This is a genomic window from Chryseobacterium daecheongense (genome assembly GCF_003729955.1).
Taxonomy (GTDB): domain Bacteria; phylum Bacteroidota; class Bacteroidia; order Flavobacteriales; family Weeksellaceae; genus Chryseobacterium; species Chryseobacterium daecheongense.
In genome coordinates, this window is the sequence record NZ_RJTX01000001.1 from 1,328,277 (window position 1) to 1,353,318 (window position 25,042).

The 25,042-nt window shown below is 36.7% G+C and carries 21 protein-coding genes; 11 read left to right on the top strand and 10 right to left on the bottom strand.

Going from position 1 to position 25,042, the window contains the following annotated elements; genetic code table 11:
• Positions 1–2: 2 nt before the first annotated feature.
• The 4 genes from EGI05_RS06180 (at position 3) to EGI05_RS06190 (ending at position 4,772) form a co-directional block, all read left to right on the top strand.
• Positions 3–662, top strand: a complete 660-nt coding sequence (locus EGI05_RS06180) for an NAD-dependent epimerase/dehydratase family protein (protein WP_123262169.1) — start codon at positions 3–5, stop codon at positions 660–662.
• Entirely contained in the window at positions 659–832 is a 174-nt protein-coding gene (locus tag EGI05_RS17950) for a hypothetical protein (protein WP_166668305.1), read from the top strand. The genes EGI05_RS06180 and EGI05_RS17950 overlap by 4 nt, the downstream gene beginning before the upstream one ends.
• Before the next feature lie 99 nt (positions 833–931).
• Positions 932–3,970 carry a choice-of-anchor I family protein gene (locus EGI05_RS06185; protein ID WP_123262170.1) on the top strand — a complete coding sequence of 1,013 codons (3,039 nt, stop codon included), beginning with the start codon at positions 932–934 and terminating at the stop codon, positions 3,968–3,970.
• A gap of 88 nt (positions 3,971–4,058) precedes the next feature.
• A complete protein-coding gene (locus tag EGI05_RS06190) occupies positions 4,059–4,772 on the top strand; it encodes a barstar family protein (RefSeq protein WP_123262171.1) in 714 nt (237 codons plus the stop codon).
• Between the two features lie 55 nt (positions 4,773–4,827).
• Here EGI05_RS06190 and EGI05_RS06195 read toward each other — a convergent pair whose 3' ends face one another.
• The 4 genes from EGI05_RS06195 to EGI05_RS06210 all read right to left on the bottom strand — a co-directional run bounded on the left by EGI05_RS06195 (position 4,828) and on the right by EGI05_RS06210 (position 8,652).
• Positions 4,828–5,826: a terpene synthase family protein gene (locus EGI05_RS06195; protein ID WP_123262172.1), complete on the bottom strand. Its 999-nt coding sequence runs from the start codon at positions 5,824–5,826 to the stop codon at positions 4,828–4,830.
• Between the two features lie 46 nt (positions 5,827–5,872).
• The gene (locus EGI05_RS06200) at positions 5,873–6,919 is read right to left on the bottom strand and encodes a terpene synthase family protein (protein WP_123262173.1); all 1,047 of its coding nucleotides are present in this window, start codon (positions 6,917–6,919) and stop codon (positions 5,873–5,875) included.
• A 330-nt stretch (positions 6,920–7,249) separates the two neighbouring features.
• Complete coding sequence (locus tag EGI05_RS06205) at positions 7,250–7,498, bottom strand: NifU family protein (RefSeq protein ID WP_121460316.1); 249 nt, start codon at positions 7,496–7,498, stop codon at positions 7,250–7,252.
• A gap of 44 nt (positions 7,499–7,542) precedes the next feature.
• Positions 7,543–8,652, bottom strand: a complete 1,110-nt coding sequence (locus EGI05_RS06210; protein WP_123262174.1) for an Mrp/NBP35 family ATP-binding protein — start codon at positions 8,650–8,652, stop codon at positions 7,543–7,545.
• 147 nt (positions 8,653–8,799) lie between these two features.
• Between EGI05_RS06210 and EGI05_RS06215 the strand changes: the two genes are divergently transcribed.
• Both EGI05_RS06215 and EGI05_RS06220 read left to right on the top strand, forming a co-directional pair.
• Positions 8,800–9,255 carry a hypothetical protein gene (locus tag EGI05_RS06215; RefSeq protein ID WP_123262175.1) on the top strand — a complete coding sequence of 152 codons (456 nt, stop codon included), beginning with the start codon at positions 8,800–8,802 and terminating at the stop codon, positions 9,253–9,255.
• 79 nt (positions 9,256–9,334) lie between these two features.
• The gene (locus EGI05_RS06220) at positions 9,335–12,136 is read left to right on the top strand and encodes a GH92 family glycosyl hydrolase (RefSeq protein ID WP_123262176.1); all 2,802 of its coding nucleotides are present in this window, start codon (positions 9,335–9,337) and stop codon (positions 12,134–12,136) included.
• A 64-nt stretch (positions 12,137–12,200) separates the two neighbouring features.
• Here EGI05_RS06220 and EGI05_RS06225 read toward each other — a convergent pair whose 3' ends face one another.
• Positions 12,201–12,914, bottom strand: coding sequence for a phytanoyl-CoA dioxygenase family protein (locus tag EGI05_RS06225; protein ID WP_123262177.1), 714 nt, complete (start codon positions 12,912–12,914; stop codon positions 12,201–12,203).
• 5 nt (positions 12,915–12,919) lie between these two features.
• Positions 12,920–14,170, bottom strand: a complete 1,251-nt coding sequence (locus EGI05_RS06230) for a dicarboxylate/amino acid:cation symporter (protein WP_123262178.1) — start codon at positions 14,168–14,170, stop codon at positions 12,920–12,922.
• 222 nt (positions 14,171–14,392) lie between these two features.
• On the opposite strand from EGI05_RS06230, the gene EGI05_RS06235 reads away from it, so the two are divergent.
• From EGI05_RS06235 to EGI05_RS06250, 4 genes are all read left to right on the top strand, one after another.
• Positions 14,393–14,884 (top strand): BON domain-containing protein, encoded by a 492-nt coding sequence (locus EGI05_RS06235; protein ID WP_123262179.1) that lies wholly within the window; start codon positions 14,393–14,395, stop codon positions 14,882–14,884.
• A 10-nt stretch (positions 14,885–14,894) separates the two neighbouring features.
• Entirely contained in the window at positions 14,895–15,314 is a 420-nt protein-coding gene (locus EGI05_RS06240; RefSeq protein ID WP_123262180.1) for an SH3 domain-containing protein, read from the top strand.
• A gap of 80 nt (positions 15,315–15,394) precedes the next feature.
• Positions 15,395–18,160: a TonB-dependent receptor gene (locus EGI05_RS06245; protein WP_123262181.1), complete on the top strand. Its 2,766-nt coding sequence runs from the start codon at positions 15,395–15,397 to the stop codon at positions 18,158–18,160.
• A 110-nt stretch (positions 18,161–18,270) separates the two neighbouring features.
• Positions 18,271–20,130 carry a CocE/NonD family hydrolase gene (locus EGI05_RS06250; protein WP_123262182.1) on the top strand — a complete coding sequence of 620 codons (1,860 nt, stop codon included), beginning with the start codon at positions 18,271–18,273 and terminating at the stop codon, positions 20,128–20,130.
• Positions 20,131–20,164: 34 nt separating this feature from the next.
• On the opposite strand, the gene EGI05_RS06255 is transcribed toward EGI05_RS06250, so the two are convergent.
• The 3 genes from EGI05_RS06255 to speB all read right to left on the bottom strand — a co-directional run bounded on the left by EGI05_RS06255 (position 20,165) and on the right by speB (position 22,633).
• Positions 20,165–20,773: an alpha-ketoglutarate-dependent dioxygenase AlkB family protein gene (locus EGI05_RS06255; RefSeq protein WP_123262587.1), complete on the bottom strand. Its 609-nt coding sequence runs from the start codon at positions 20,771–20,773 to the stop codon at positions 20,165–20,167.
• 74 nt (positions 20,774–20,847) lie between these two features.
• Complete coding sequence (locus EGI05_RS06260; protein ID WP_123262183.1) at positions 20,848–21,708, bottom strand: bifunctional helix-turn-helix domain-containing protein/methylated-DNA--[protein]-cysteine S-methyltransferase; 861 nt, start codon at positions 21,706–21,708, stop codon at positions 20,848–20,850.
• A gap of 67 nt (positions 21,709–21,775) precedes the next feature.
• Positions 21,776–22,633 carry an agmatinase gene (gene speB, locus EGI05_RS06265; protein ID WP_123262184.1) on the bottom strand — a complete coding sequence of 286 codons (858 nt, stop codon included), beginning with the start codon at positions 22,631–22,633 and terminating at the stop codon, positions 21,776–21,778.
• Positions 22,634–22,813: 180 nt separating this feature from the next.
• Here speB and EGI05_RS06270 point away from each other — a divergent pair, with 180 nt between their 5' ends.
• A complete protein-coding gene (locus EGI05_RS06270) occupies positions 22,814–23,476 on the top strand; it encodes an HAD family hydrolase (RefSeq protein WP_123262185.1) in 663 nt (220 codons plus the stop codon).
• A gap of 117 nt (positions 23,477–23,593) precedes the next feature.
• Here EGI05_RS06270 and EGI05_RS06275 read toward each other — a convergent pair whose 3' ends face one another.
• Positions 23,594–24,988 carry a type III PLP-dependent enzyme domain-containing protein gene (locus EGI05_RS06275; protein ID WP_123262186.1) on the bottom strand — a complete coding sequence of 465 codons (1,395 nt, stop codon included), beginning with the start codon at positions 24,986–24,988 and terminating at the stop codon, positions 23,594–23,596.
• Positions 24,989–25,042: the final 54 nt, after the last annotated feature.

The window sequence follows — 25,042 nt, forward strand, 5'->3', positions numbered from 1 at the left end:
AAATGAGCTCAAACCCAATAAAAGTGATTCTTACCGGAGCTACCGGAATGGTTGGTGAAGGTGTTTTAATGGAATGTCTTGAAAATCCTGCCGTTTCAGAGGTTTTATCGATCAGCAGAAAACCGTCTGGAAAAAAGCATGCTAAACTCAAAGAGTATATTGTTTCGGACTTCCTGAAAAATGACCTGAACGATACCAGTTTAAAGGGATATGATGCCTGCTTTTTCTGTGCAGGAATCAGCAGTATGGGAATGAGTGAAGAAGAATATACCAAAATTACCTACGACACTACCCTTCATTTTGCCAAAGCTGTGCTAGAACAAAACCCTGAAATGGTTTTCAATTATGTTTCAGGGAAACATACAGACAGCAGTGAAAGCAGCAAACTGATGTGGGCACGCGTTAAAGGAAAAACAGAAAATGATCTGAAAAAACTTGGTTTTAAAGCAGTTTATAACTTCCGCCCGGGATTCATGAAACCTGTTGAAGGACAAACCAACGTTAAATGGTTTTTCAAACCGTTTATCTGGTTCTTTCCTGTTTTTTTACCATCACAGTCTTTAACACTCCACCAGGTTGGGAAAGCCATGATCAATGCTGTACGGAAAGGATACCCGACTTCCACTTTAGAAATTCATGACATTAAAAACTTAGCCATATGAAAGAAATGCTTAAAAGAATTGGATGGGTTGCCCTTATTTTAATCATCATAACGGCAATTTCAGGGTTTCTTTACACCCAAAAGTATCAGTCTGAAAAAAGTTTGATGGGAAAAATACAACATCAATCTTTAAAAAAAATGGTTCCTAAAAAAGCAATCAAATCCCATTGATGAATATAAAGAGTACATTTTATTAAACATTTATTAAAATTCGCTTAAAATATTTACGGAGTATAAAGTTCATTTTTGCATAAACTTAATTGTGTAGAAATGATTAACAACTACTTGTTAAAAACGTCTGTAGCCGCAGCATTTTTCATTCAAGGCGGACTCTTCGGGCAGTCTCTTATCCACTATTGGAATTTTAATAATAATGCTTCTGAAACCGCTATTACAACACCAGCCTCGTCTATGGTCAGTGGCTCATCGCTGATCGCGGTTGCAGGGGGAGCGAGTGTCATAGATCCGGCGGGTGGAACCGGGCAAAATTTCAATATTGCCAATTTGAACGCCAGAAATGGTGATGCTGCGGGGACGCATTTGCGTTTCAACAATCCTATTGGTGGAGCTTTACAATTCTCTCTTCCCACTACCGGGTACAACAATATTGTGGTGAAGTTCACTACAAGAAGATCCGGCTCAGGAGCAGGAACCCAAAGCTGGTCTTACTCAACGGACGGAACCACTTTTATCCCTTACCAAACAGTGACTCCATTGGATGCCGATCCTCAATTAATTACATTTGATTTTTCATCTTTTTCAGGAGTCGCCAACAACCCGAACTTTAAATTAAAGGTCGAATTCTCTGCCGGAGCGGGTGGAACTGTAGGAAATAACCGGTTTGATAACTTTACGGTAGATGCAACGACAACAGGCACCGTTGACACTACTCCACCTACAGTTACGTATCTTCCTTTAAATAACACTAATAATGCTTCAACTACTGTCAATCCTACAATTACTTTTAATGAGAATGTAAGATTAATAGATAATTCAGCGATCAACGATTCTAATGCACAAAATCTTGTTGAATTCCGTTTAGGAAATTCTTCCGGTTCTCAAGTTCCCTTTACTACTCTTTTCAGTAATAACAAAATCACGGTAATCCCGACCGGAGGTTTGGTTCCCAATCAAGCTTATTATTTAGCTCTAAAACCGAATATGGTTGAAGATCTAAGCGATAATGCCGTTACCGCATCCACTTCCAGCACATTCACTACAGCCGGAACTTCCATTTCTTGGGAGAAGAACTTCGTGAAAGTAGATGAAAATGCAGGAAATTTAAATTTTAAAATTAACGTCAATAATCCGGCGACTTCATCTGTTAATTTAGTAGTAAAGCCAGCGCCTTATAGTACAGCCAACAGCAGTGATTTCACTTTAGCCAGCCAGACTATTAATTTCACGTCTTCCACAAACAGCTATACAGTAAACATTCCTATTATTGATGATACTTTAGAGGAACAACATGCGGAATATTTTGTAGTGAGCCTTGAAAATCCAACCGGAGCAATTATTTCCGGGGACAACTCTGCAACCATTTATATTGTTGATAATGATAAGCAGGCTCCTGCTCCTTCCCATCAGATTCAACTGAATTATATCGGAAGCTTTGATCCTTCGGGAAGCAATAACAGTTCTACAGAGATTGTCGTTCATGATCCTGCAAGCCAAAAACTTTTTACCATCAGTTCTTTAACGGACGTTTTCGATATCATTAATTTCAGCAATCCTACAGCTCCGTCGGTAATTCAAACTGTGAATATGGCACCTTATGGAGGAATTACAAGTATTGCCGTGAAAAACGGAATCGTAGCCGTTTCTTCTCCTAATTCTAATCCTCAGCAAAATGGTTCGGTGGTTTTCTTCGATACCAACGGGACTTTCCTGAAGCAGGTTACTGTGGGAGCTTTACCGGATATGATCACTTTCACTCCGGATGGCACAAAGGTGATTACAGCCAACGAAGGAGAACCGAATGATGCTTATACCGTAGATCCGGAAGGAACCATCAGCATTATTGATATTTCAGGAGGAGTGAACAATCTTACGCAAAGTAATGTAACGACTCTTAATTTTAATAGTTTTGATTCTCAACTGGCTGCTTTAACAGCAACAGGATTAAGAAAAGTAAGAACAGCCAATACCCTTTCCCAGGATTTAGAGCCTGAATATGTTACGGTAAGTTCAGACAGTCAGAAAGCATGGGTTACACTCCAGGAAAACAATGCCATTGCAGAAGTGAATTTGGCTACCAAAACAATCACAGGAATTTGGGGATTAGGCAAAAAAGATATGAGTCTGCCAGGAAATGGTTTTGATGCCTCCGATAATAACGGCGAAGTTGTTATTGCCAATTGGCCTGTTAAAGCATATTATATGCCGGATGCATTACAGAACTACAAAATTGGTGGTACTAATTATATTGTAACCGCTAATGAAGGGGATGAAAAAGATTTATCCGGTTTCAGCGAAAGGACGACTGTGGGAGCGAGCAGTTATACTTTAGATCCTGCAATCTTCCCTAATTCTTCTGTTTTAAAAGCTTCTCATAATTTGGGAAGATTCAGAGTTACCAGTGTGAACGGGAATACAGACGGAGATAATGAATATGAGGAAATCTATGCATTAGGAGCCCGTTCATTCTCCATTTTCAATGCAGATACCCAACAAATCGTTTATGACAGCGGAGACCGATTTGAAAGATATATTGCAGCCAGTCACCCTTTGATTTTCAATACCGATAATGAATCCAACGGAACTAAAAACAGAAGCCGTGCCAAAGGACCTGAACCGGAAGGAGTCGCTTTAGGAACAATCAACGGGCAAACGTATGCTTTTATTACATTAGAAAGAACCGGAGGGGTAATGGTATATAATATTACAGATCCGAACAACCCTACTTTCACCAATTATAAGCATTCGCGTTCAACATCCGCATTCGGAGGGGATAACGGCCCGGAAGGAATCATTTACATTGCTCCTGAAAACTCTGCTACCGGAAAAGGATATGTTGTGATTGCCAATGAGATCAGCGGAACATTATCCATATATGAAATTGCGTCTGCCACATTAGGAACAGGAGAGATCAAAACGGAAAAAACGACATTCAATATTTTCCCGAATCCGGTTGCTAAAGGAAATACGTTATACTTCAACAGAGCACAGGATTATGAATTGTACGATATGTCCGGAAAACTGATCCGAAAAGAGAAAAATGCTTTGACAATAGATACTATTCATCTTTCTACAGGAGTTTATCTTGTTAAAACTTCGGAAGGACATGTGAAAAGAGTTATTGTAAAGTAATATAGTTTTATTTAGTTGATAAGGCCTCAGGTTTTTCTGGGGCTTTATTTATGGAAAATGATTAGATTTAGATTTTAATAGTTAAAGTATGTTTGGTTTTGGACTTGATACGGGATATTGCCCTAAAATTATTTCTTATATTGATAATGTAAAAAATCTTGAAAGCAACAAATCTAATCTTGTTTATCGGCTATTACACTTAATCAATATCGATAATATTGAAACTTTTAAGGCTGAAATAGAAAGATCATCCAGAATTTACAACAATCAAGGCTTCATTTATTTACTTGATCAAGATCAAACAATTGTAAGCAATACTTTTATCAGCAATATTAAAATAATTAAATCCCAAAAGAATAATATTACAATTAGTGGTTTTGTTTGGCATCATCCTAAAGGTTATCATAAAGCCTTGATGATGAAGCTAAAAAATGAAATTATTGAAAAAAAAGCTTGGAAAAATTTACAAAAAGATGAATTACAAGGCTGGCTTGTTCAAGCTCTGCATTCTATGAATACAACTTCTGTTAAAGAAAATATTAAAATTCTGATTGACGGGAACGAATTTCACAATTTAGATGAGTTTTATTGTACTATCGGAGAAGAAGTAAATGGTGTTGGTGGTTATTTTGGGAGAAATTTACATGCTTTGGAAGATTGTTTCAATGGTGACTTTGGTGTAAAATCAATTTCAGAATTAACGTGGAGGAATCATAAGAAAAGTAAGGGACTTTTTAAAAGTAAATTTGATAGAATAATAGAAATTTTTGAACGGTATGACGTAAAGATTTCGTTAATGTAATTCTTCATCATAAAAAAGACAGGCCAAAGACCTGTCTTAAAAAATATATCTAGTGCTACTTGTTTAAGTTTCTGCTAATTTCCGGCCATGCAAACCCAACTCCTCCGTGCCGGTATCTTTCAGTTTCCAGATAAAAAGAATTCACTCCCTGAAGTCCAACTCCGGCATAATAAACAAATTTATCTATGTGCTCCTGATATTCACCAAATTCACGATACTCCGCATGTAAAGCAAGCACTTTACTCAATTCTTCATCATGGATACGGGATGCCTGAGAGCACGCATCCTTTAATGAAAGGTTATATTCCTGCTGCAATACAAAAACCAGATTAAAGACCTCAGTTCCTTTTGCCATTTCTTTCGGCAGGGAATGAATGTCATTTTGCCATGCAACAATCCGGGTCATATAAGATATTATTTTTTGAACAACAATATGCTCAAAAATATGTTCCGGCAATACAAGACCCGATTCAATCTCACCAAAGATCAGATAAGGGCGCATTAAAACAGAATATTCACGAATCGTTTTAAAGAGTGTCAGTGATGGTGGACGTTGTGCTATTTTATAAGGATACTCCAATTCAATACCATACCTAAAGGATTGATAAAAATAGTAAATAAAACGATCAACCCATAATTCAGGCATTAAAGCACGGAATTCATCCCTTATCAATGCCATTTGCTGATAAAGCGCATTTTCTTCCGGTCTTGGTTGAGCTCCTTTTAGAATATCCACACAACGTACCCGTAACTGTTGAATCTCCTCTAAGGACGAATGCTCTATTTGATCGTCAAGAGCAACATATTGGAGCATAAATCTGTTACAGGGAATACTTTGCTCATAGGTTAAATCTGGCCACATGCGTGCTGTGCACATATGTAACCTCATCTTCTTATAAGTTTCACGTTGCTTTTCTGTCAGGAAAGTATACTCATTGTCAATCCACCCATCCATATCTTTTCCCATTTGTTCTGCATGGGGATTAATGAGATCAGGCCAAGGATAATAACCAAGTGGCAGGTAATCTTTTGAACTATATTCTTCTGGTTTCATTTTTATTTAAATTTTAAGTTTTGTGATATATACACGAGTTATAAACTTATTTTTCTTTAACATCATTTATATTTGATCCTGTTTTTATATTCAATTTTTTCCGAAGTTCCGTAGCATCAGGAAAATCCATAGCGTTATAACGCTCCAGTTTTGTAGATACATTCTTCCATCCACTTAATACCATACTCATATAATGCACCCAGTTAACTACCGCATCCTGCCATATGCCAAAATCGGGTAATGAAGCCTGTAGGGCAAGAAACTCTTTAAGATCTTCATTGTGGAGTCGTAAATCTTCCAGACAAGCCTCTTTCAAAGACATCTGACGTTCATTTTGGATTACTTTTACGATATTATAGTAAATACTTCCGGTTGCCTCGTCTTTCAATACTGATTGCACTTCATTGAAAAAAGTAACAAGATGACATGCTAATGCCTGTAAACGGCAGATTACGGGGTGTTCATGTATTTCAGAAGGCAAAGTAACACCCGTTTCTACCTCTGTAAGTTGCAGAAAAGGATAGAGACATATGGAGTTTTCCCGCAAAGCAATACACTCTGCCACACTAGGGTAGATTTTATTTTTCTTGTATTCCAACTCGGTTTTAAGCCCGGTAAAATACCTGCTAATCATCCGTATAAAGCGAGAGAGCGATTCCTGTGGAATAAACTGCAAAAGTTCTTGTCTTAATGAAGCCAGCATAGCTCCTAAAGGTATTTCTGATTCTGATACACCCAGCTCACCATTTAATATAGCAATTGATTGATTATGTATATATTGAATGTCGTCAGGGTCACTTTCTTCATAAAGATCATCATTATACAAGGTCCAAAGCATAAGCCTGCAAATAGGTTTGAATCTTTCAAATGATGCTGTAGGAAACCATTGAGCAGCAATGTGGGCTGTTTTGGTTTTTTTGTACTTTTTGCGAATTTCGGGATTCTTTTCGTAAAGCCATAAATATTCTCCGTCAATCCATTGATTCTCTGTAATCTCTTGCAGTTGTTCTGCGTATGGATTTTTTAGTGTTGGGAAAGGGTACCTGAATTGTTTGTAAAGCAATTCAAGAGTACTAAAATTTTCAGTGTTCATGATTTGATAATTTGGTTTTTAGTTTTGAACACTAATATACTATTTATATTGATTGATTTTATATTTATTTCACGAAAATTTGATATATACACAATCATAATCGATTGACAATAAAAACAATACAAAACATAATTTTGTTTTATCTAATTTAAACTATGCTTCATTTAATTAAATTTATTTGCCCTTGAAGGCCGGCCCAAAATAAATTATGAAAATATTTTTGAATATTCTCTCTATAAATTAAGGTGAAATAGTAGATAATATTTCCTTGATTAAACAAAAAAAGACAGGTCTTTGACCTGTCTCAAAAAATATATTTATTGTTATTTTTTACTCTACGCTTATTACTTTTTCAATTTCCGGAGCGTGTTGCTTAATCGTATTCTCAACGCCTAATTTCAGGGTTGAAAAATTCAGTGAGCACCCGGAACAGTTTCCTAACAGCTTTACAAAAACCTGATTATCCTTCACATCGATAAGCTCAATATCTCCGCCATCTTTATTCAGAAACGGTCGGATGCTATCCAGAGCTTCCATTACTCTTGTTACTGTATCTTCGTGTGTTATGTTTGTTTCCATATTTTTCTGTTCAATTCGGTTTTTCCAAATCTTATTGAATGTAATTACTTTTTAGCTTTCGGCGAGCATCCCGCCATTGTTGTAATCTTTACCGCTTCTGTAGGAGGAAGATTTTTATTTCTTTCCACCAAGCTTTCTACCATTTTTCTAGCCGTCTCCGTATAGATATCTGCAATTTTAGAATTTTCCTGTAGAGCAGCCGGCCTTCCTACATCTCCAGCTTCTCTGATGCTTTGAATCAATGGAATCTCTCCTAATACAGGAATTCCCAAATCCTCCGCCAAATATTGCGCTCCCTGGTTTCCAAAGATATAATATTTATTGTCCGGTAATTCTTCTGGTGTAAAATACGCCATATTTTCGATTAATCCAAGAACCGGAATATTAATGCTTTCCATCTGGAACATCGCAATACCTTTTCTTACGTCTGCCAAAGCCACGTGTTGAGGTGTACTTACAATTACCGCTCCTGTTACAGGAACTTCCTGGATGATGGATAAGTGAATATCTCCTGTTCCCGGAGGAAGATCGATCAATAAGAAATCCAACTCTCCCCACGCTGCATCTCTGATCATCTGATTCAATGCTTTTGAAGCCATCGGACCTCTCCAAACCACCGCTTGATTAGCTCCTGAAAAATATCCTATGGAAAGCATTTTTACCCCATAATTTTCAATCGGTTTCATTAAATTTTTTCCGCCTACCTCCACTGAAATCGGTTTCTGACCCTCCGTATCGAACATAGTAGGAACAGACGGACCATAAATATCCGCATCCAATAATCCTACTTTAAAGCCCATTTTTGCTAAAGTAACTGCCATATTTGCAGATACTGTAGATTTTCCTACTCCCCCTTTTCCGGAAGCAATGGCTATAATATTTTGAATTCCAGGAATTTGTTTCCCTTTGATCTGGCTTTGCTGAATTTCGCTAGGCTCCGGAGAAACAATTTTGAGTTTCAAATGAACATGCTCTCCAAACTCACTCGCAAAAGCCTGCTTCATCGCCGCTTCCAGCTTTTTCTTTTCGTGCATTGCCGGTGAATGTGCTGTCATATCAATATACACATCATCACCCATGATCTGAAGATTATTCACTAAATCATCAACTTCTATCTCTTTAAGGAAATTCTGAACCTTTTCTTTCGTCAACATAAACTAAAATAAATGTCTACAAATTTACGGATTTTTTCGATAGTTTAGAATCAATAAAATCTATAACATCAGGTGATAAATCACATCGTTATAATTTTTTATATTTATTTTCTTGTCATTACTTTAATTGCTTTATAAATCAACACAATGAATTCAACCGCCTATCCCACCAAACATGCATCTCCACAAGGGATTTTCGCCGTCGGAAATACCAGATTCAAATGGTACAATCTGGCAAAAGATCTTGAAAACATTACACAGTCTGAAATTGAAAAAGCTAAATTTTGCATAGAAAATGCTTCCGAAAACTTTCACGATAAAGATGACCTTGGATTTGTCATCATGCACAGATGCGGAGAAAATTATCTGCTTTTGGTATGCACCTGGAGAAGTGAGAATGAGTTATGGGAAAGTGTCTATTTTGATGGTTCCGGAGATTTTGAAGTTTGGGACAGAAACAAGATTCATCTTCCTACGTATTGTGTCTGGGAAATGGGAATCGTTTACCACGAATCAAAGGCATGGAAAACATTTTTGGGGACGGAAAGAACAGACAATAACAAGCAGGATTATTTACAGGATTTCTTTGAAGGAGAAGTCTGACCACACCGGTTTGATGTAGAAAAAAAGGCTTCTTTTCTGATTCGTTATTTGCTTATATTCGCTGTCATAAAATTATTACATGAAAAATAAATTAATTTTAGTTTCTTTATTCATCACCCAAATCATTTCCGCACAAAATTATTCTCAATATGTTAACCCGTTTATAGGAACCGGAGGTCATGGCCACACCTTTCCGGGAGCCATTGTTCCTTTTGGTATGGTTCAGTTGTCTCCTGATACAAGAATTGATGGAAGCTGGGATGGTTGCAGCGGTTATCACTATTCTGACTCTGTTATTTATGGTTTTTCTCATACCCATCTTAATGGGACAGGTGTTTCAGACTATGGAGACATTATGCTGATGCCGACCATGGGAAATCCAAGCCTGAACAATAAAGACTATTCTTCCAAATTTTCGCATAAGAACGAAAACGCCTCAGCAGGATTTTATTCCGTGAAATTAGACAAAAATAATATTGATGTCCGCCTGACTACAACGGCAAGAGTAGGTTATCATGAATATACTTTCAATAATGCAGGAAATGCCAACATCATTCTGGATTTAAATCACAGGGACAAACTTTTGGAAGGTGAAGTAAGAATTATTAATGATAAAACTATTGAAGTTTTCAGAAGAAGCGAGGCCTGGGCTACGAACCAATACATCTACGCAAGAATTGAATTTTCCAAACCGATGAAGATTTCAAAAAAGGAGGTTAATGGAAAACAGGAGAACAAACTTTATACAGGAACAAAATTGGCTTTAGCTTTTTCAACCTCTGTTAAAAAGGGAGAAAAAATCAATGTGAAAGTAGCCATTTCCCCTACTACTTATGAAGGCGCAGCTAAAAACATGCTGGCTGAAGGTACTTCCAATGATTTTGAAACGATAAGAACGCAGGCTGTGAATGCATGGGATAAAGAGCTTTCAAAAATTGAGGTAACATCTAATGATAAAGATAAATTAACGATTTTCTACACTGCTTTATATCATGTTTTCACTCAGCCGAACATCAATATGGATGTTGACGGAAAATATAGAGGCAGAGATAACAAGTTCTATACAGCTAATAATTTCGGATACTATTCCGTATTTTCGCTTTGGGATACATTCAGGGCAGCTCATCCTTTAATGACGCTGATTGACAGAAAAAGAACCGCCGATTTCATCAATACATTTATCAAGCAATACGAGCAGGGCGGAAAACTTCCGGTTTGGGAATTGGCATCCAATGAAACAGAATGTATGATCGGTTATCACTCCGTTTCTGTTATTGCAGATGCAATGGCCAAAGGAATTACTGGATTCGATTATGAAAAAGCATTCGAAGCCGCCAAAAATTCCGCTATGCTGGATATTTTCGGATTGAATGCTTACAAACAGAATAACTATATCAGCATTGATGATGAACCTGAAAGTGTTTCCAAGACAGTGGAATATGCGTATGATGACTGGTGTATTGCTCAAATGGCTAAAATCTTAGGTAAAAAAGAGGATTACCAATATTTTATGAAGCGCTCTCAAAGCTGGAAAAATCTTTATAATCTGAAAAACGGCTTTATGCAGCCAAGAAAGAACGGAAACTGGCACGAGCCTTTTGAACCGAGAGAAGTCAATAACAATTATACCGAAGGGAATTCATGGCATTATTCTTACTCTGTTCAGCAGGACCTTCCTGGTCTGATTGCGGCTCACGGAGGTAAAGAAAAATTCGAACAGTTCATTGATGCTATTTTCTCAGCGCCTCAACAAACAACAGGGAGAGAACAGGCAGATATTACCGGACTGATGGGGCAATACGCTCAGGGAAATGAACCGAGTCATCATATCGCCTATTTATATAATTTTGTGGACAAACCTCAGAAAACAGAAGAAAAAATCAAATATATCCTTGACAATTTCTATAAAAATGCACCGGACGGACTGATCGGAAATGAGGATTGCGGACAGATGAGCGCATGGTATGTCCTAAGCTCAATGGGTATTTATTCCGTAACTCCGGGAAAACCGGAATGGGAAACCGTAACCCCTTATTTTGATGAAATAAAGCTTCACCTGGAAGACGGAACCACAAGAATCATTACTAAAAATACAAGTAAAGATGAGCTTAAAAAACTTGGTTTTGAAAACATAAAGCCTGCAAAAGATTTCAAATACCCGGAATTAGTTGCTTCCCCCGTTATTGCAGCGAACAGACTTTTTGATTTCTCTACGAAAGTTGAGATCACTCCTTTACATCCGGGTGATAAGATCTATTACATGACATTAGACGAAGGTGATGCCAATGTGAGAAAAACATTTAAAGTCTATAAAGAGCCTTTCAGCATTTATAAGACTACGCAGGTTTCCGCCTACACAGAAAGAAAAGGCGAGAAAAGTTCTGTTACCGTAGCTAATTTCAACAGAAGGCCTAATCATTGGGATATCACTGTAAATGCTAACGTAAATCCTCAATATACTGCGGGCGGAAAACTGGCTCTTATTGATGGAATTAACGGAAGTGAGAACTGGAGAAAAGGAGAATGGCAAGGTTATCAGGGACAGAATTTTGAAGCAATCATTGATATGCAGTCACCTCAGGAAATCACCCAATTGTCTTCTACTTATCTTCAGGACAGCAGAGCATGGATCTTAATGCCTAAAAAAGTAGAATATTATGCTTCTATGAACGGTAAAGATTATGTTCTTCTTAAAACTATTGATAACACCATCGATCCGAAGGATGAAAAAGTTCAGATCAAGGATTTTGCAACGGAAATCCTCCCTACTGAAGCCAGATTTCTGAAAGTAAAAGCCTATTTCTTCGGAAAGCTCCCGGCTTGGCATCAAGGCGCAGGTGGAGACTCTTATATCTTTATTGATGAGATTTCTTTGAAATAGTGTAATATGATTTATATAAAAAACCTCCGATAGCTCGGAGGTTTTTATTTTATTGAGATGCTTTCTAATTTAATCTTTCAGACCACTGTAATTCTCCCGGAAGTTCCATATCGGAGAATTCAATATGAATCACTCTTCTCTTCTTCCCATTGGTTGTTCGGTTTGAACCGTGAAGTATAAGAGGCTTCATAATCATTGCTCCTCCTCTTTCCACCTTACAGATTTCCTCAGTTTCTACATTCCAGTCAATAGTTTCCGGCCTGTAAATATCTTTCGCATGAGATTTTAGAATGACTTTTAAGGCTCCGTTATTTTCATCGGTATCATCTAAATGAATCCTGATCGTATATATGTTTTCTAAAATAGGTAAAGGCGGTTGCACGGCAAACTGATTCTTTTTAGTTGTCCAGGGACCAAAACCGGCAATTTCTATTTTCTTATCAACAGAAATGGTCAAATCCTGGTGATAGGCAACATACCAATTCGATTTTTCGGGTTTATCGAAATAGATACTTTTTACAGCCATATATTTTTCTCCGAAAATTTCATGGATAATGGCATTCATATTTGCATTTAATATCAAATCCTTAATCTCCGGAAGCTCTTTTAAAAACTGCCTTATCGCAAATAAATCCTCAGATTTTCTGAAATTTTCATTTGAAGCATCAATATTTTTTAAAACCTCATCTATCTTTTCAAGTTCTTTGTCCGAAAAGATATTATTGATTACTGTAAACCCGTTTTCGAGAATATGATCTTTATGAGTCTGTAAATCCATTTGAATTACATTTTCCCACCGTGATCTTCAAGTTGCCCCTCCCATTTGGAAACTGCAGAAGTCGCTAAAGCATTTCCTAATACATTGGTCATACTTCTTCCCATATCACAGAAATGATCAATTGGTAAGATTAAGGCAATTCCTTCCGGTGGAATTCCGAACATAGAGCAGGTTGCTACAATGATTACCAAAGAAGCTCTTGGAACCCCTGCAATTCCCTTTGAAGTTAACATTAACACCAAAAGCATGGTGATCTGTTGTCCTACAGTCATTTCGACCCCATAAATCTGTGCGATGAAAATAGAAGCAAAGGTCATATACATCATGCTTCCGTCCAGATTGAACGAATATCCCAATGGTAAAATAAAAGATACTACTCTGTTATTACACCCGAATCTTTCCAATTCTTCTACTAATTTGGGGAAAACAGCCTCAGAGCTGGTCGTGGAGAAAGCAATTAATAAAGGCTCTTTAATCCTTCTTAATAATTCAAATAGACGGTTTCCTAAAATAAGGTAACCCACTAATAATAACACCAACCAAAGAATTCCTAATGCAAAGAAGAAATCTCTTAGATAAATGGCGTATACTTTAAATATTTCAAATCCGTTGGTCGCTACCACAGCCGCAATGGCTCCCAAAACACCTAGCGGAGCAAACCACATGATATATCCTACCATTTTCAGGATTCCATGAGCAATAATATCCAGCAGTTTAATCACAGGCTGAGAATATTCTTCTCCCAAATTTGCCAAAGCAATTCCAAACATAATGGAGAATACTACGATCTGCAATACTTCATTGGTGGCAAAAGCTTCGAATATACTCTTAGGAATCACGTGTTTTACGAAATCTTCGAGGGAAAATCCTTTACTGCTCTTCAATAATTCTTCTGCTGAAGCAGCATCCTGAATCGGTAATTTGGTTACATGCCCCGGTTCAAGCCAGTTGACAAGGATCAATCCGATAAAAAGGGAAACCAAGGAAGCGGAAATAAACCATAGCATTGCTTTTGTTCCTACCCTTCCGATCATTTTGATATCGCTCATTTTGGCAATTCCTACTACCAGAGTTGTGAATACCAATGGAGCAATGATCATCTGCACCAATCTGATGAAAATGGTTCCCAGAAGCTTAATGTTCTTGGAAAAAGGTTCTGCGCTTTCCGGATATTGCAAATGTACAAACCCGCCAATCCCAACACCCAGGAGAAGAGCAATGATAATTGCTATAAAAAGTTTATTTTGTCCTTTCATATAAATAGTTCAAGTGGCACAAATATAATTGTTTTTCATTTGAGGCGTAGAATTTCTTCATCGACATTAATTTTTTGTTACATTTTTGATACATTAAAATTAATAGCCTGATTCTGAAAATATTGCAAAAAATTTAAGAAACATTTATCTATTTTTTATCCATTTGGTATAAATTTTATTATTACATTTGATTGTATTAAAACATTAAATAAACATACAACTATGAAAAAAACTATCGCAATGGCTGCATTGGCTGTAGCTGTGTCATTTGGGTCGGTTTCTTGTAAAAAGAAAGTTTCTGATGCGGATCTTCAAACTCAGGCTACAACTGTGGTAACATCTAACCCTAATGCTTCTGTTGAAGTAAAAGACGGTGTTGCTCACTTAAGCGGAACTTTTGCAGATCAGGCTTCTAAAGATGCTATGATTGCTCAGTTAAAAGCTATCAACGGTGTAAAAGACGTAATGGATATGTCAACTATCGCTGCACCGGCTCCGGCTGCTGCACCAGTTGAAACTACTTCGGCAGTGGATCCTGCTGTTCAGCAAAAAGTTCAGGATGCGGTGAAAGACTTCCCTTCTGTAAAAGTAGAAGTAGTAAACGGGGAATTAACGCTTACAGGAAATGTTTCTCCTCAACAGGCAAGAAAAATCAAAGAATCGGTTGATGCTTTGAAAGTTGGAAAAGTAAATTATAACTACACTGTAAAATAATTAATTAACAATGAGCACATTACAAGATAAATATTCAAGCGTAGTTTCTGCAGCACAGTCTTCAGGAATTTCAAATCTTAATGTTCAAGAGCAGGATGGTATCCTTTACATTTCAGGAAGTGCTTCCAGCACAGCAGCTAAAGATGCTGTATGGAATGCTTTAGGAGCTATTGACTCTACATATTCTGCGTCTGACATCAATATCGATGTACAGGTTGCAGGTCTTTCTTCGGGAGCTGCTCTTACGGTAGCAACTGAAGATTCTAATCTAAACATCAGACAGGAGCCTTCTACTGAAGCTGCTGTTGTGGGTAAAGCTGCCAAAGGTTCTTCCGTAACATTAATTGAGCAGACTTCTGATGACTGGTGGAAAGTGAAAACTGAAGACGGACAGGAAGGTTATGCTTATTCAAGATATTTGAGAGCGTAAGTTTTAAGAAATATTTAACAATATACATCCCTAATAAGGGATGTTTTTTTTTATATTTTTACCGATTACAAGCATTCTTAATGAAGAAAATTCTATTGTTCCTAATACTTACAATCAATTTTACAGTTTTTCATGCCCAAAAACTAAATATTGATGGTAAAATAGCAGATTACGAAAAAAAACCTGTAGAAAATGCGACAGTTTATCTTTTGAAAGAAAAGGATTCATCTATCATCAACTATACAGCAACTAATAAAGAAGGAAAATTTTCTCTGAAAACCGATGAGCTCAATGAACCTTCCATTTTAAAAATTGATGCGGAAAAGCTCATTTCATTCTCTAAAAGCTATAATAAAATTGACCAGTCATTCTCATTAGGCGATATCGAGCTTGAAAAAAATACGGTAACCAATATTGATGAAGTGAAAATTACAGCTTCTCCCGTAAAAATCAAAAAAGATACGATAGAGTTTAATGCTTCTGCTATTAAAGTGCGTCCCGACAGTAAAATTGAGGAACTTTTGAAGCAAATTCCAGGAGTGGAAATCAGTAATGACGGAAAAATTACCGTTAATGGGAAAGATGTAGATCAGATCATGATCAATGGAAAACCATTCTTTGATAAAGATGGCAAAATTGCATTACAAAACCTTCCTGCCGACATCATTAAAAACATCCAGTTTACTACTACTAAAACCAAAGAGGAAGAGCTTAGCGGAAAAACTGCCAAATCGAACAACACCACCATCAACTTCAATATTGACGAAAAGAAAAACAAGGGACTAATTTCCAGACTTACGCTCGGTTATGGTTCTGATAAACGCTATGAAAGCAGTCTGCTTTTAAGTTATTTTAAAAATGATTCTAAAATAAGTTTGCTGGCGTCCTCCAATAATATCAATTCTCAGGGATTTTCCAATGATGAAGTTTTCGATAGTATGGGAAATGGCCGGAATTCCTGGATGATGCAGGGCGGAAGTATCATTTCCAGCGGCGGAAACACCTATTATACACAAGGTGGTGGCGGTAATAAAGGAATTCAAAGGTCTACAACCGTCGGTGTAAATTATAGCGATAAAATTGGAAAAGACATCAATTTGGATACTTTCAGCTTGATGCATTCAGACAATAAAACGGAGACAAGATCAAAAGTCTCAAGAACAACATTGCTTCCGGATTTCACGCTGAAAACTAATTCTGAAAATAATGGTGAGAACGAGTCTAAACAATACAGTTTCGATACTTCAGTAAGAGTAAAACTGGACTCCCTCACTGAGATTTATTTTTCACCCTCTTTTTCAAAAACAAAAGGCTTTACTTTTAATAATTCGAAATCGTCTACATTGAGAGATGATATTCTTCTTAACGAAAGCGATTCTTACACAAGCAGTGACTCTGAAAATAATTCATTCACTCCGAACATTTATTTTTCTAAAAGATTTAATAAAAAAAGAAGATCATTAAGTGCCAATATAAACTCTACGATTTCCGAGTCAAAAAGAAATAACCTCAACAAGTCTCAAACGATTTTTTACCAAAGCACAGATCCTGATGATATCAGGAATCAATTGTCAAAAACTCAAAATCAGAACAATAATTACCGTTTCAGTGTGGGATATTCCGAACCCATTTCGGATTCTGCCAGTATAAATCTGAACTTAAGTTATGAATCAAGACTTAATAATAATATTCGAGACGTTAATGATTTTAATGACATCACGGGAGAGTATTCCAACTACAATACGATTCTGTCCAACAGCATGAATCAGAAAGTAAATGAGATTACGCCTGAATTGACTTTCGAGCTCAATAAAAAGAAGCTTAACATGTGGGCATCAGCCAATTTTGATATTTCGGATATGAAAGTAAATTCTGTTTATAACGGTCAACAATATGACCTACAGAAAAACTTTGTATTGCCTAATTATAATGTGAGCATTCAATATCAGTTTTCAGACCGTAAAAGGCTGAGTTTATACAATAATGCCAACTATTCCATTCCTTCAGCTGAACAGCTTACACCTTATACGGATTTTTCGAATCCATTGGTTGTACTTCAGGGAAATCCTGAATTGAAAAACAGATGGTCCAACAGCACCTATTTGTATTTCAACAATTACAATATGATAAAGAACATGAATTATTATCTGAATTTAAATTTCACCTACCAAAATAATGATGTTGCCAACTATTCCTATTATGATGAGTCCGGGAAGCAGTTTATCACCTATAACAACGTAAGCGGAAATAAGTTTTTGAATTTCGGGGGAGGTTTCAGTAAAACATTCAAGTGGAAAGAAACGAATAAATTCACCGTTAACCCAAGATTCAATATGAATTATAATTATAACAGAGGGTTTATCAATGGTCAACAATATACCAGCAATACATATACAATAAGTCCGGGATTGAATCTTACTTATGAAATTAAAGATAAAGTAACCATAAAACCGTCTTACAGCATCGGTTACAATACATCAGATTACACGAATTACAGCATCGAAAAAGTTGAGAACACCAATCAGGCACTAAAATTACAAGTGACCAATTATATGTTTAAAAGTAATCTGGTTTTCGGGAATGACTTTGAATACAATACAAGTTCCAACATTGCTCCCGGTTTCAAAAGAGATTTTTATTTCTGGAATACAAGTTTAGGGTATGCATTTTTCAATAAACAGCTGACCGCCAAAGTAAAAGTATATGATGTTCTCAACCAAAACCAGAGTATAAGAAGAACCATATCCAATTCTTACTTTGAAGACCGTGAAGACCTGATTCTGAAGCGTTATATCATGTTCTCACTCAGTATGAAGCTTAATAAGTTTGCAGGCAAGAAAATGTAGACCAAACAATTATTATATATCATTTCAAAATGACCGTAAGTTCCGGTCATTTTTCATTTCAGCACCCTTCAAAAAATAATTTATTGTTAAATTAGCTACAAATTAAATTTATGAAGATCCGAATACTCATTCTGTCTATTTTTTCTTTCATTCTTGGCTATTCACAAAACTCTCAGCAACAAGATAATTTTGTAAAAGATAATTTCATTAAACAGGAAGTTTATATCCCAATGCGGGATGGAGTAAAACTTTTTACCGCAGTGTATATCCCAAAAGATATTTCCAATAAGAATAAATACCCTTTCCTGATGCAGAGAACCTGCTACAGCATTGCTCCATATGGTGAAAATGAATACAGAACAAAGCTGGGTCCGAATCAGTACCTGATGAAAGATAAATATATTTTCGTTTTCCAGGATGTTCGGGGAAGATATATGAGTGAAGGCACTTTTACCAATATGACCCCACAGGTGGGACGTAAAGGCAAAACAAGTGTGGACGAAAGTACAGATACCTATGATACGATAGAATGGCTATTGAAGAATATTAAAAACAACAATGGAAAAGTAGGTCAGTACGGAACTTCATATCCCGGATTCTATACTGCTGCAGGAATTCTTGCACAGCATCCGGCTTTAGTAGCTTCATCTCCACAGGCCCCTATTTCGGATTTCTGGAATGATGATTTTCTTCACAACGGAAGATTCATGTTGGGATATTTCAGAACATTTCCTGTTTTCGGAGTACAGAAAACAAAAGCGGAAAATAAAGCATGGTATACTGATTCCATGATCAAAATATCTTCAGAAGACGGCTTGAAATTCTATCGGGATATGGGAACCTTGAAAGATGGGTATGAAAAATACTACAAGGATAATTTCTTCATGACCGAAATTATGAATCATCCGAACTATGATGAATTCTGGCAGAAAAGAAGCCTTTTACCTCATCTGAAAAATGTGAATCACGCAGTAATGACTGTTGGTGGATGGTTTGATGCAGAAGATCTTTCCGGGCCATTAAACATTTACAAAACCATTGAAAAGACAAGCCCGAAAGCTAAAAACACCATTGTAATGGGACCATTCTCACATGGAGCCTGGGCACAGGAACAGGGAAAACATTTCCACAATCAGATCTATTTTGGCGACAGCATTGCAACCTATTATCAAAAAAATATTGAAACAAAATTTTTCAATCATTATTTAAAAGGAAACACTAAACAGGATGCAGGCTTACCGGAAGCCTTAATGTACGACACAGGTGCCAAACAATGGAGGGAATTTGCCACCTATCCTCCAAAAGAAGGGAAGAAGATCAATTTCTATTTAGCTAAGGGAACCTTGAACAATTCCCCGGGACAAGGTTTTTCAGAATATTACAGTGATCCGAATAATCCGGTATTGAGTTCTGATAATTTAAAAGAGTTCAATGGATTCACTCCGAGAAATTACATGTCAGAGGACCAAAGGTTTGCAGAAGGAAGACCGGATGTTTTGACCTTCACAACAGATGCTTTAGCAGAAGACATGACTTTTGCGGGAGAAATCACAGCGAAATTAAATATTGCTTCCACTTCCACAGATGCCGATTTTGCAGTAAAATTAATTGATATCTACCCTGAAGATTTCAAGCCGGCTGAGAAAAAAGAGGGTGTAGTGTATGGAAATTATCATCAGATGGTAAGAAGTGAAATTATGCCTGCAAGATTCAGGAATTCGAGAGAAAAAGCAGAAGCCTTGGTTCCGAATCAGAAAACAGCAGTGAATTTCAGATTACAGGATGTTGTTCATACCTTCAAAAAAGGACACAGAATTCAGATCCAAATAAGCTCAACCTGGTTTCCGCTTTTTGCTATCAATCCCCAAAAGTTTATGGCTAATCCGAACTTTGCCACGAAGGAAGATTATACGAAAGCATTCATTAAGGTTTATGATGATAGTGCAATAGAAGCGGAGATTTTAAAATAAAAAAAAGCTGTTCAGATCTGAACAGCTTTTTTATTTATTCTTCAATTGTTCTGAATGTAAGATTTACCCGTGGGGTTTTCACCTTGGTGGTAGGCGGAAGCCTGTGAAGCCAGTGATCCTGAGTTGCTCCTTTCATTATCAATAAACTTCCGTTTTCAAGGAATATTTCCACTTTTTCCTTGGTTTGCTTATGTTTGAACAGAAATTTTCTTTCAGCCCCAAAAGTTAAGGATGCAATCGCTCCATGCTTTTTCAGATCTTTTTCCCCATCGCTATGATAAGCCATTCCCTCACTTCCGTCATGATATAAATTTAAAAGACAGGAATTATAAGTTTCTCCGGAAATCTCCTCACATTTTTGTTTCAGTTCCAGCAACTCGGGAGTCCAGGGTTTTGCATGTTTGGTACGGTTGGAGTAGGTATATTCAAACTTTTCTTCACCAAACCAGGCTACCTTTCTTTTAGTTAAAATAAGTTTTCCAAAAATCACAGCTTCATCATTTTCCCATGGCATTTGATGAAACAGGTAATCATAATAAAAATCAGATTTTTCCTTGGAGAATACTTTCCCATAATAATGAACGGTTCCGTCATGAGGAAGTATATTAAGCGGATAATCGGATATGTCTTCAAATAGGCTCATCATTGATCTTCAAAGTTGATGTATAAATTTAAACCATTAGATGGTTTTGTTTAAGATTTCTTATCAATTAAGGTTTATAGCAAAATAGAGTTTTCAGAATACATCTGTGAACTTTCCCAGCCCACAATAAGCTGCTTTCTCTCACTACCCCATCGGTAACCTCCGATATGCCCGGAAGATTGAATCACACGGTGACAGGGAATAAGAAATGCCACAGGATTATTCCCAATTGCTGTTCCGACAGCTCTTGAAGCTCCGGGATTTCCGATTTTATCTGCTAATGAGCCATAAGTAGATAGTTTCCCTTTTGGGATCGTCAGCAGGCTTTCCCAAACTTTAAGTTGAAAATCTGTCCCTTTTAAATGTAACTTGATTGTATTAAGTTCTGTCCAGTCTTTATTAAAAATGGATAAAGCATTTTTCTGAAGCTCATCCTGTTTTTCAAAAAAAGAAGCATTGGGAAATTTGTGTTTCAGATCTCCCAATGCTATTTCTTGATCTTCTTCAAAAGCCATATAGCAGATTCCTTTCTCTGTAGAAGCTGCAATTACTTTTCCAAAAGGACTTTCGGAAAAACTGTAATTGATGTTAAGGCTTTTTCCGCCGTTTTTATATTCTGCCGGAGACATCCCTTCAATTTTCACAAACAGATCATGCAATCTGCTGGTACTGGAAAGTCCCGTCTCATAAGCTGTATCAAATAAACTCGCTTTTTCTTCCTTTAATAAGTTTTTGGCATGTTCAATACTGATGAACTGCAAGAACTTTTTAGGACTTGTTCCCGCCCAATCCGTAAATATCTTCTGAAAATGAGCCGGACTCAGATGAATTTTCTCCGCCACTTCATCCAAACTTGGCTGAAGCCTGAAATTGCTTTTGATATACTCTATCGCTTTAGCAATTCTGTGATAATCTATTTGACTTTGTGTGGACATTTCATTTTGTTTTACCTCACAAATTTCCAAAGAATATGGTGCAGAAAAAATCCGATTCTTGCGGAATTTAGTTGTTGTTATAAATATGGTAGTAAGCAAGCATTTTGTAATACAACTTCGCAGCAAGGAATGCACTTGGCTTTGCCATTGGGGAATCCATTAATTCTACAATATCAAATGCCACCACATTACACTTTTCAAATACTTTTCTTAATAATTCCAAAGTTGGATACCATTGTAATCCACCTGGTTCAGGAGTTCCTGTTGATGGAGCGATTGACGGGTCAAAAGCATCAAGGTCAATGGTGATATATACATTTCCTGAAACTTTTTCCAATACATCATTCACCCAATTTTCATTGTTGGCAATTTCGTGAGCGAAGAATACTCTTCCTTCCGGCAAATACTGAGCTTCTTCAATATCCATAGAACGGATTCCCACCTGCACCAGATTATGCTTCTGATTAGCCTCAAAAACAGCACAAGCATGATTGGAAGTTGAGCCATGGAATTCAGGACGCAAGTCTGTATGAGCATCCAACTGAAGAACTGTTAAATTCTCATATTTTTCACCTACCGCACGGATAGATCCGATAGAAACAGAATGCTCACCTCCAAAAAGGGTAAATAACTTACCATCATTATTCAAAAGCTCTTTTGTTTTTTGGTAAACAGCTTCCGTCATCGCTTCAGGAGTAGAATTTTCAGAAACTTCTCCAGCTAAGTAAACTCCTTCAAGATAGGGCTCTGTACCGGTTTCAATATCATAAAGTTCCATATTTTCAGAAGCATTCAGAAACAGTTCAGGACCTTTATCAGCTCCTTTTCCCCATGTGGAAGTTCCGTCGTAAGGAACAGTGACCAACATTACTTTCGAGTTTTCTAATGATGCATTTTCTTCAGGAATTCCTGCGTAAGTTTTCATATATTGATTCAATTTAAATACTAAAAATAATGTCACAAAGATACAAAGAAGTTGGAAGATGGAAGTCAATTATCAGTGATGAATTATGAGTGATGATATCTCATTCAAAAGTTTTAGACTCATGACTTATCGCTCATAATTCATGACTCAAATGCTTATCTTTGCAAAAATTTTTTCAGTATGGCCTTACAAGCGGTGCTTTTCGATATGGATGGGGTGATTGTAGATACCGAACCATTACATAAAAAAGCGTATTATAAAATGTTCAATGAGTTGGAAATTGAAGTTTCGGATGACTTATATGCCTCTTTCACCGGAGCCTCTACCAAAAGGGTTTGTGAGACATTGATCCGTGAATATAATCTCAGCCATACCCACGAACATCTTACGGATATCAAAAGAAGATTTTTTAAAGATTATTTTTATAATGATGAAGACTTCGATCTGATTCCGGGAGTTAGAAAGCTGATCGAACACTATTATGAAAATGATGTAAAATTAATTGTGGCTTCTTCTGCAAGTATGACCACTATTAAAATGGTTTTTGAAAAGTTCGGGCTTGAAAAATACTTCAGCGGAAAAATAAGTGGTGCCGATTTAAAAGAATCTAAACCTCATCCTGAAATTTTCCTTCTGGCGGCAAAAATGGCTGATGAACCCAATGAAAACTGTATGGTAATCGAAGATTCTACGAATGGAATTTTAGCAGCCCATAAAGCGAATATTTTCTGTGCCGCATATAAGAGCAAACATTCAAAAAAGCAGGATTATTCTTTAGCAAACATTACTGTTTCGGATTATACCGAACTGGAACTGGATAAGATCTCCAATTATTTTCAATAAAAAAGCCATCAAATTGATGGCTTTTTATATTTAATCTTGTCATTCTGAACAAAATGGAGAATCTCTATGTTTTTTGAGATTGCTTCGTCGCTTCGCTCCTCGCAATGACAAGGAAGTTTATTTATATCCGAGAAGTTTCAATACATCTTCAGGTTCCTGTTTTTCACGGAAAATTTCATACTGGAATTCTCCATTTTCGTCTTTTTGGATCAATATGTGTCTCGGCTGAGGCATCAAACAGTGATGAACTCCTCCATATCCTCCGATCGTTTCCTGATAAGCTCCTGTATGGAAGAAACCGATATATAAAGGTTTCGTATCACTGAAAACAGGCAAATAAATGGCATTGGTATGCTGTTCGGAATTATAATAATCATCTGAATCACAAGTCAGTCCGCCTAAGAAAACCCTTTCGTAGCTGTCTTCCCAACGGTTAAGCGGCAACATGATGAAGTGTCTTGAAATCGCCCATGTATCCGGAAGAGTCGTCATGAATGAAGAATCGATCATATTCCATTTTTCTCTGTCATTCTGACGTTTTTGAGAAGTGATTTTATAAAGGTTAGCGCCACTTTCTCCAACCGTAAAGCTTCCGAATTCCGTATAAATATTCGGTTCTTCCACTCCTTCTTCTTCACAGAATTTTTTGATCTGAGAAACAATTTCTTCTACCATATATTGGTAATCGTAATCGAAATTCAAAGATGTTTTGATTGGGAAGCCTCCTCCGATATTTAATGAATCTACTTCGGGAGCGATTTTTTTCAAACGCGCATATACACGAAGGCATTTATATAATTCATTCCAATAGTACGCAGTGTCTTTAATCCCTGTATTAATGAAGAAATGAAGCATTTTCAGTCTCGCATTCGGATGTTCTGCAATTTTCTGGCTGTAGTAAGGAATGATATCTTTATATCCGATCCCTAATCTTGAGGTATAGAATTCAAATTTAGGCTCTTCTTCCGAAGCAATTCTAATTCCGATATCGAATGTAGTATCAATGCTTTCCGTAAGTTTATCCAGCTCACGATAGTTATCTAAAATAGGGGTAATGTTTTCAAAACCACTGTTGATCATATCTGAAATTTTCGCCAGATAATCATCGGTTTTGAATCCGTTACAGATCACCTCAATATTTTTATCTACTTTTCCGCTGTCGTAAAGAGATTTTACGATGTCCATGTCATAAGCGGAAGAAGTTTCTATGGAAATATCATTTTTAAGTGCCTCTTCAAGGACAAATCTGAAATGACTTGATTTTGTGCAGTAGCAATAGGTGTAATTCTTTTTATATTCGATCTTCTCAAAAGCTTCTTTAAACCAGCCTTTCGCTTTTTGAATATTTTGAGAAATTTTCGGCAGGTAGCTAATTTTTAGCGGAGTACCGAATTTTTCAACAACATCCATCAAAGGAATGTCATGAAACAACAAATTGTTCTCAGAAACATTGAACTCTTCCGTGGGAAAATATAATGTCTGATCAATCAGTTCCGAGTATTTTATTTTCATTTTACAGCAAGTGAATTAAGAATGCAAAATTGCTAAAAAAGTTTGATTTTTTAG

What these genes read in the sequence shown, in the direction of transcription:
- EGI05_RS06225 (WP_123262177.1), bottom strand. Translation starts at nt 12,914, where the DNA reads ATGGATTTACAGACTCATAAAGATCATATTCTCGAAAACGGGTTTACA.
- EGI05_RS06185 (WP_123262170.1), top strand. Translation starts at nt 932, where the DNA reads ATGATTAACAACTACTTGTTAAAAACGTCTGTAGCCGCAGCATTTTTC.
- EGI05_RS06245 (WP_123262181.1), top strand. Translation starts at nt 15,395, where the DNA reads ATGAAGAAAATTCTATTGTTCCTAATACTTACAATCAATTTTACAGTT.
- EGI05_RS06200 (WP_123262173.1), bottom strand. Translation starts at nt 6,919, where the DNA reads ATGAACACTGAAAATTTTAGTACTCTTGAATTGCTTTACAAACAATTC.
- EGI05_RS06260 (WP_123262183.1), bottom strand. Translation starts at nt 21,708, where the DNA reads ATGTCCACACAAAGTCAAATAGATTATCACAGAATTGCTAAAGCGATA.
- EGI05_RS06275 (WP_123262186.1), bottom strand. Translation starts at nt 24,988, where the DNA reads ATGAAAATAAAATACTCGGAACTGATTGATCAGACATTATATTTTCCC.
- EGI05_RS06220 (WP_123262176.1), top strand. Translation starts at nt 9,335, where the DNA reads ATGAAAAATAAATTAATTTTAGTTTCTTTATTCATCACCCAAATCATT.
- EGI05_RS06250 (WP_123262182.1), top strand. Translation starts at nt 18,271, where the DNA reads ATGAAGATCCGAATACTCATTCTGTCTATTTTTTCTTTCATTCTTGGC.
- EGI05_RS06230 (WP_123262178.1), bottom strand. Translation starts at nt 14,170, where the DNA reads ATGAAAGGACAAAATAAACTTTTTATAGCAATTATCATTGCTCTTCTC.
- EGI05_RS06190 (WP_123262171.1), top strand. Translation starts at nt 4,059, where the DNA reads ATGTTTGGTTTTGGACTTGATACGGGATATTGCCCTAAAATTATTTCT.
- EGI05_RS06210 (WP_123262174.1), bottom strand. Translation starts at nt 8,652, where the DNA reads ATGTTGACGAAAGAAAAGGTTCAGAATTTCCTTAAAGAGATAGAAGTT.
- EGI05_RS06235 (WP_123262179.1), top strand. Translation starts at nt 14,393, where the DNA reads ATGAAAAAAACTATCGCAATGGCTGCATTGGCTGTAGCTGTGTCATTT.
- EGI05_RS06215 (WP_123262175.1), top strand. Translation starts at nt 8,800, where the DNA reads ATGAATTCAACCGCCTATCCCACCAAACATGCATCTCCACAAGGGATT.
- EGI05_RS06180 (WP_123262169.1), top strand. Translation starts at nt 3, where the DNA reads ATGAGCTCAAACCCAATAAAAGTGATTCTTACCGGAGCTACCGGAATG.
- EGI05_RS06270 (WP_123262185.1), top strand. Translation starts at nt 22,814, where the DNA reads ATGGCCTTACAAGCGGTGCTTTTCGATATGGATGGGGTGATTGTAGAT.
- speB (WP_123262184.1), bottom strand. Translation starts at nt 22,633, where the DNA reads ATGAAAACTTACGCAGGAATTCCTGAAGAAAATGCATCATTAGAAAAC.
- EGI05_RS06195 (WP_123262172.1), bottom strand. Translation starts at nt 5,826, where the DNA reads ATGAAACCAGAAGAATATAGTTCAAAAGATTACCTGCCACTTGGTTAT.
- EGI05_RS06255 (WP_123262587.1), bottom strand. Translation starts at nt 20,773, where the DNA reads ATGAGCCTATTTGAAGACATATCCGATTATCCGCTTAATATACTTCCT.
- EGI05_RS17950 (WP_166668305.1), top strand. Translation starts at nt 659, where the DNA reads ATGAAAGAAATGCTTAAAAGAATTGGATGGGTTGCCCTTATTTTAATC.
- EGI05_RS06205 (WP_121460316.1), bottom strand. Translation starts at nt 7,498, where the DNA reads ATGGAAACAAACATAACACACGAAGATACAGTAACAAGAGTAATGGAA.
- EGI05_RS06240 (WP_123262180.1), top strand. Translation starts at nt 14,895, where the DNA reads ATGAGCACATTACAAGATAAATATTCAAGCGTAGTTTCTGCAGCACAG.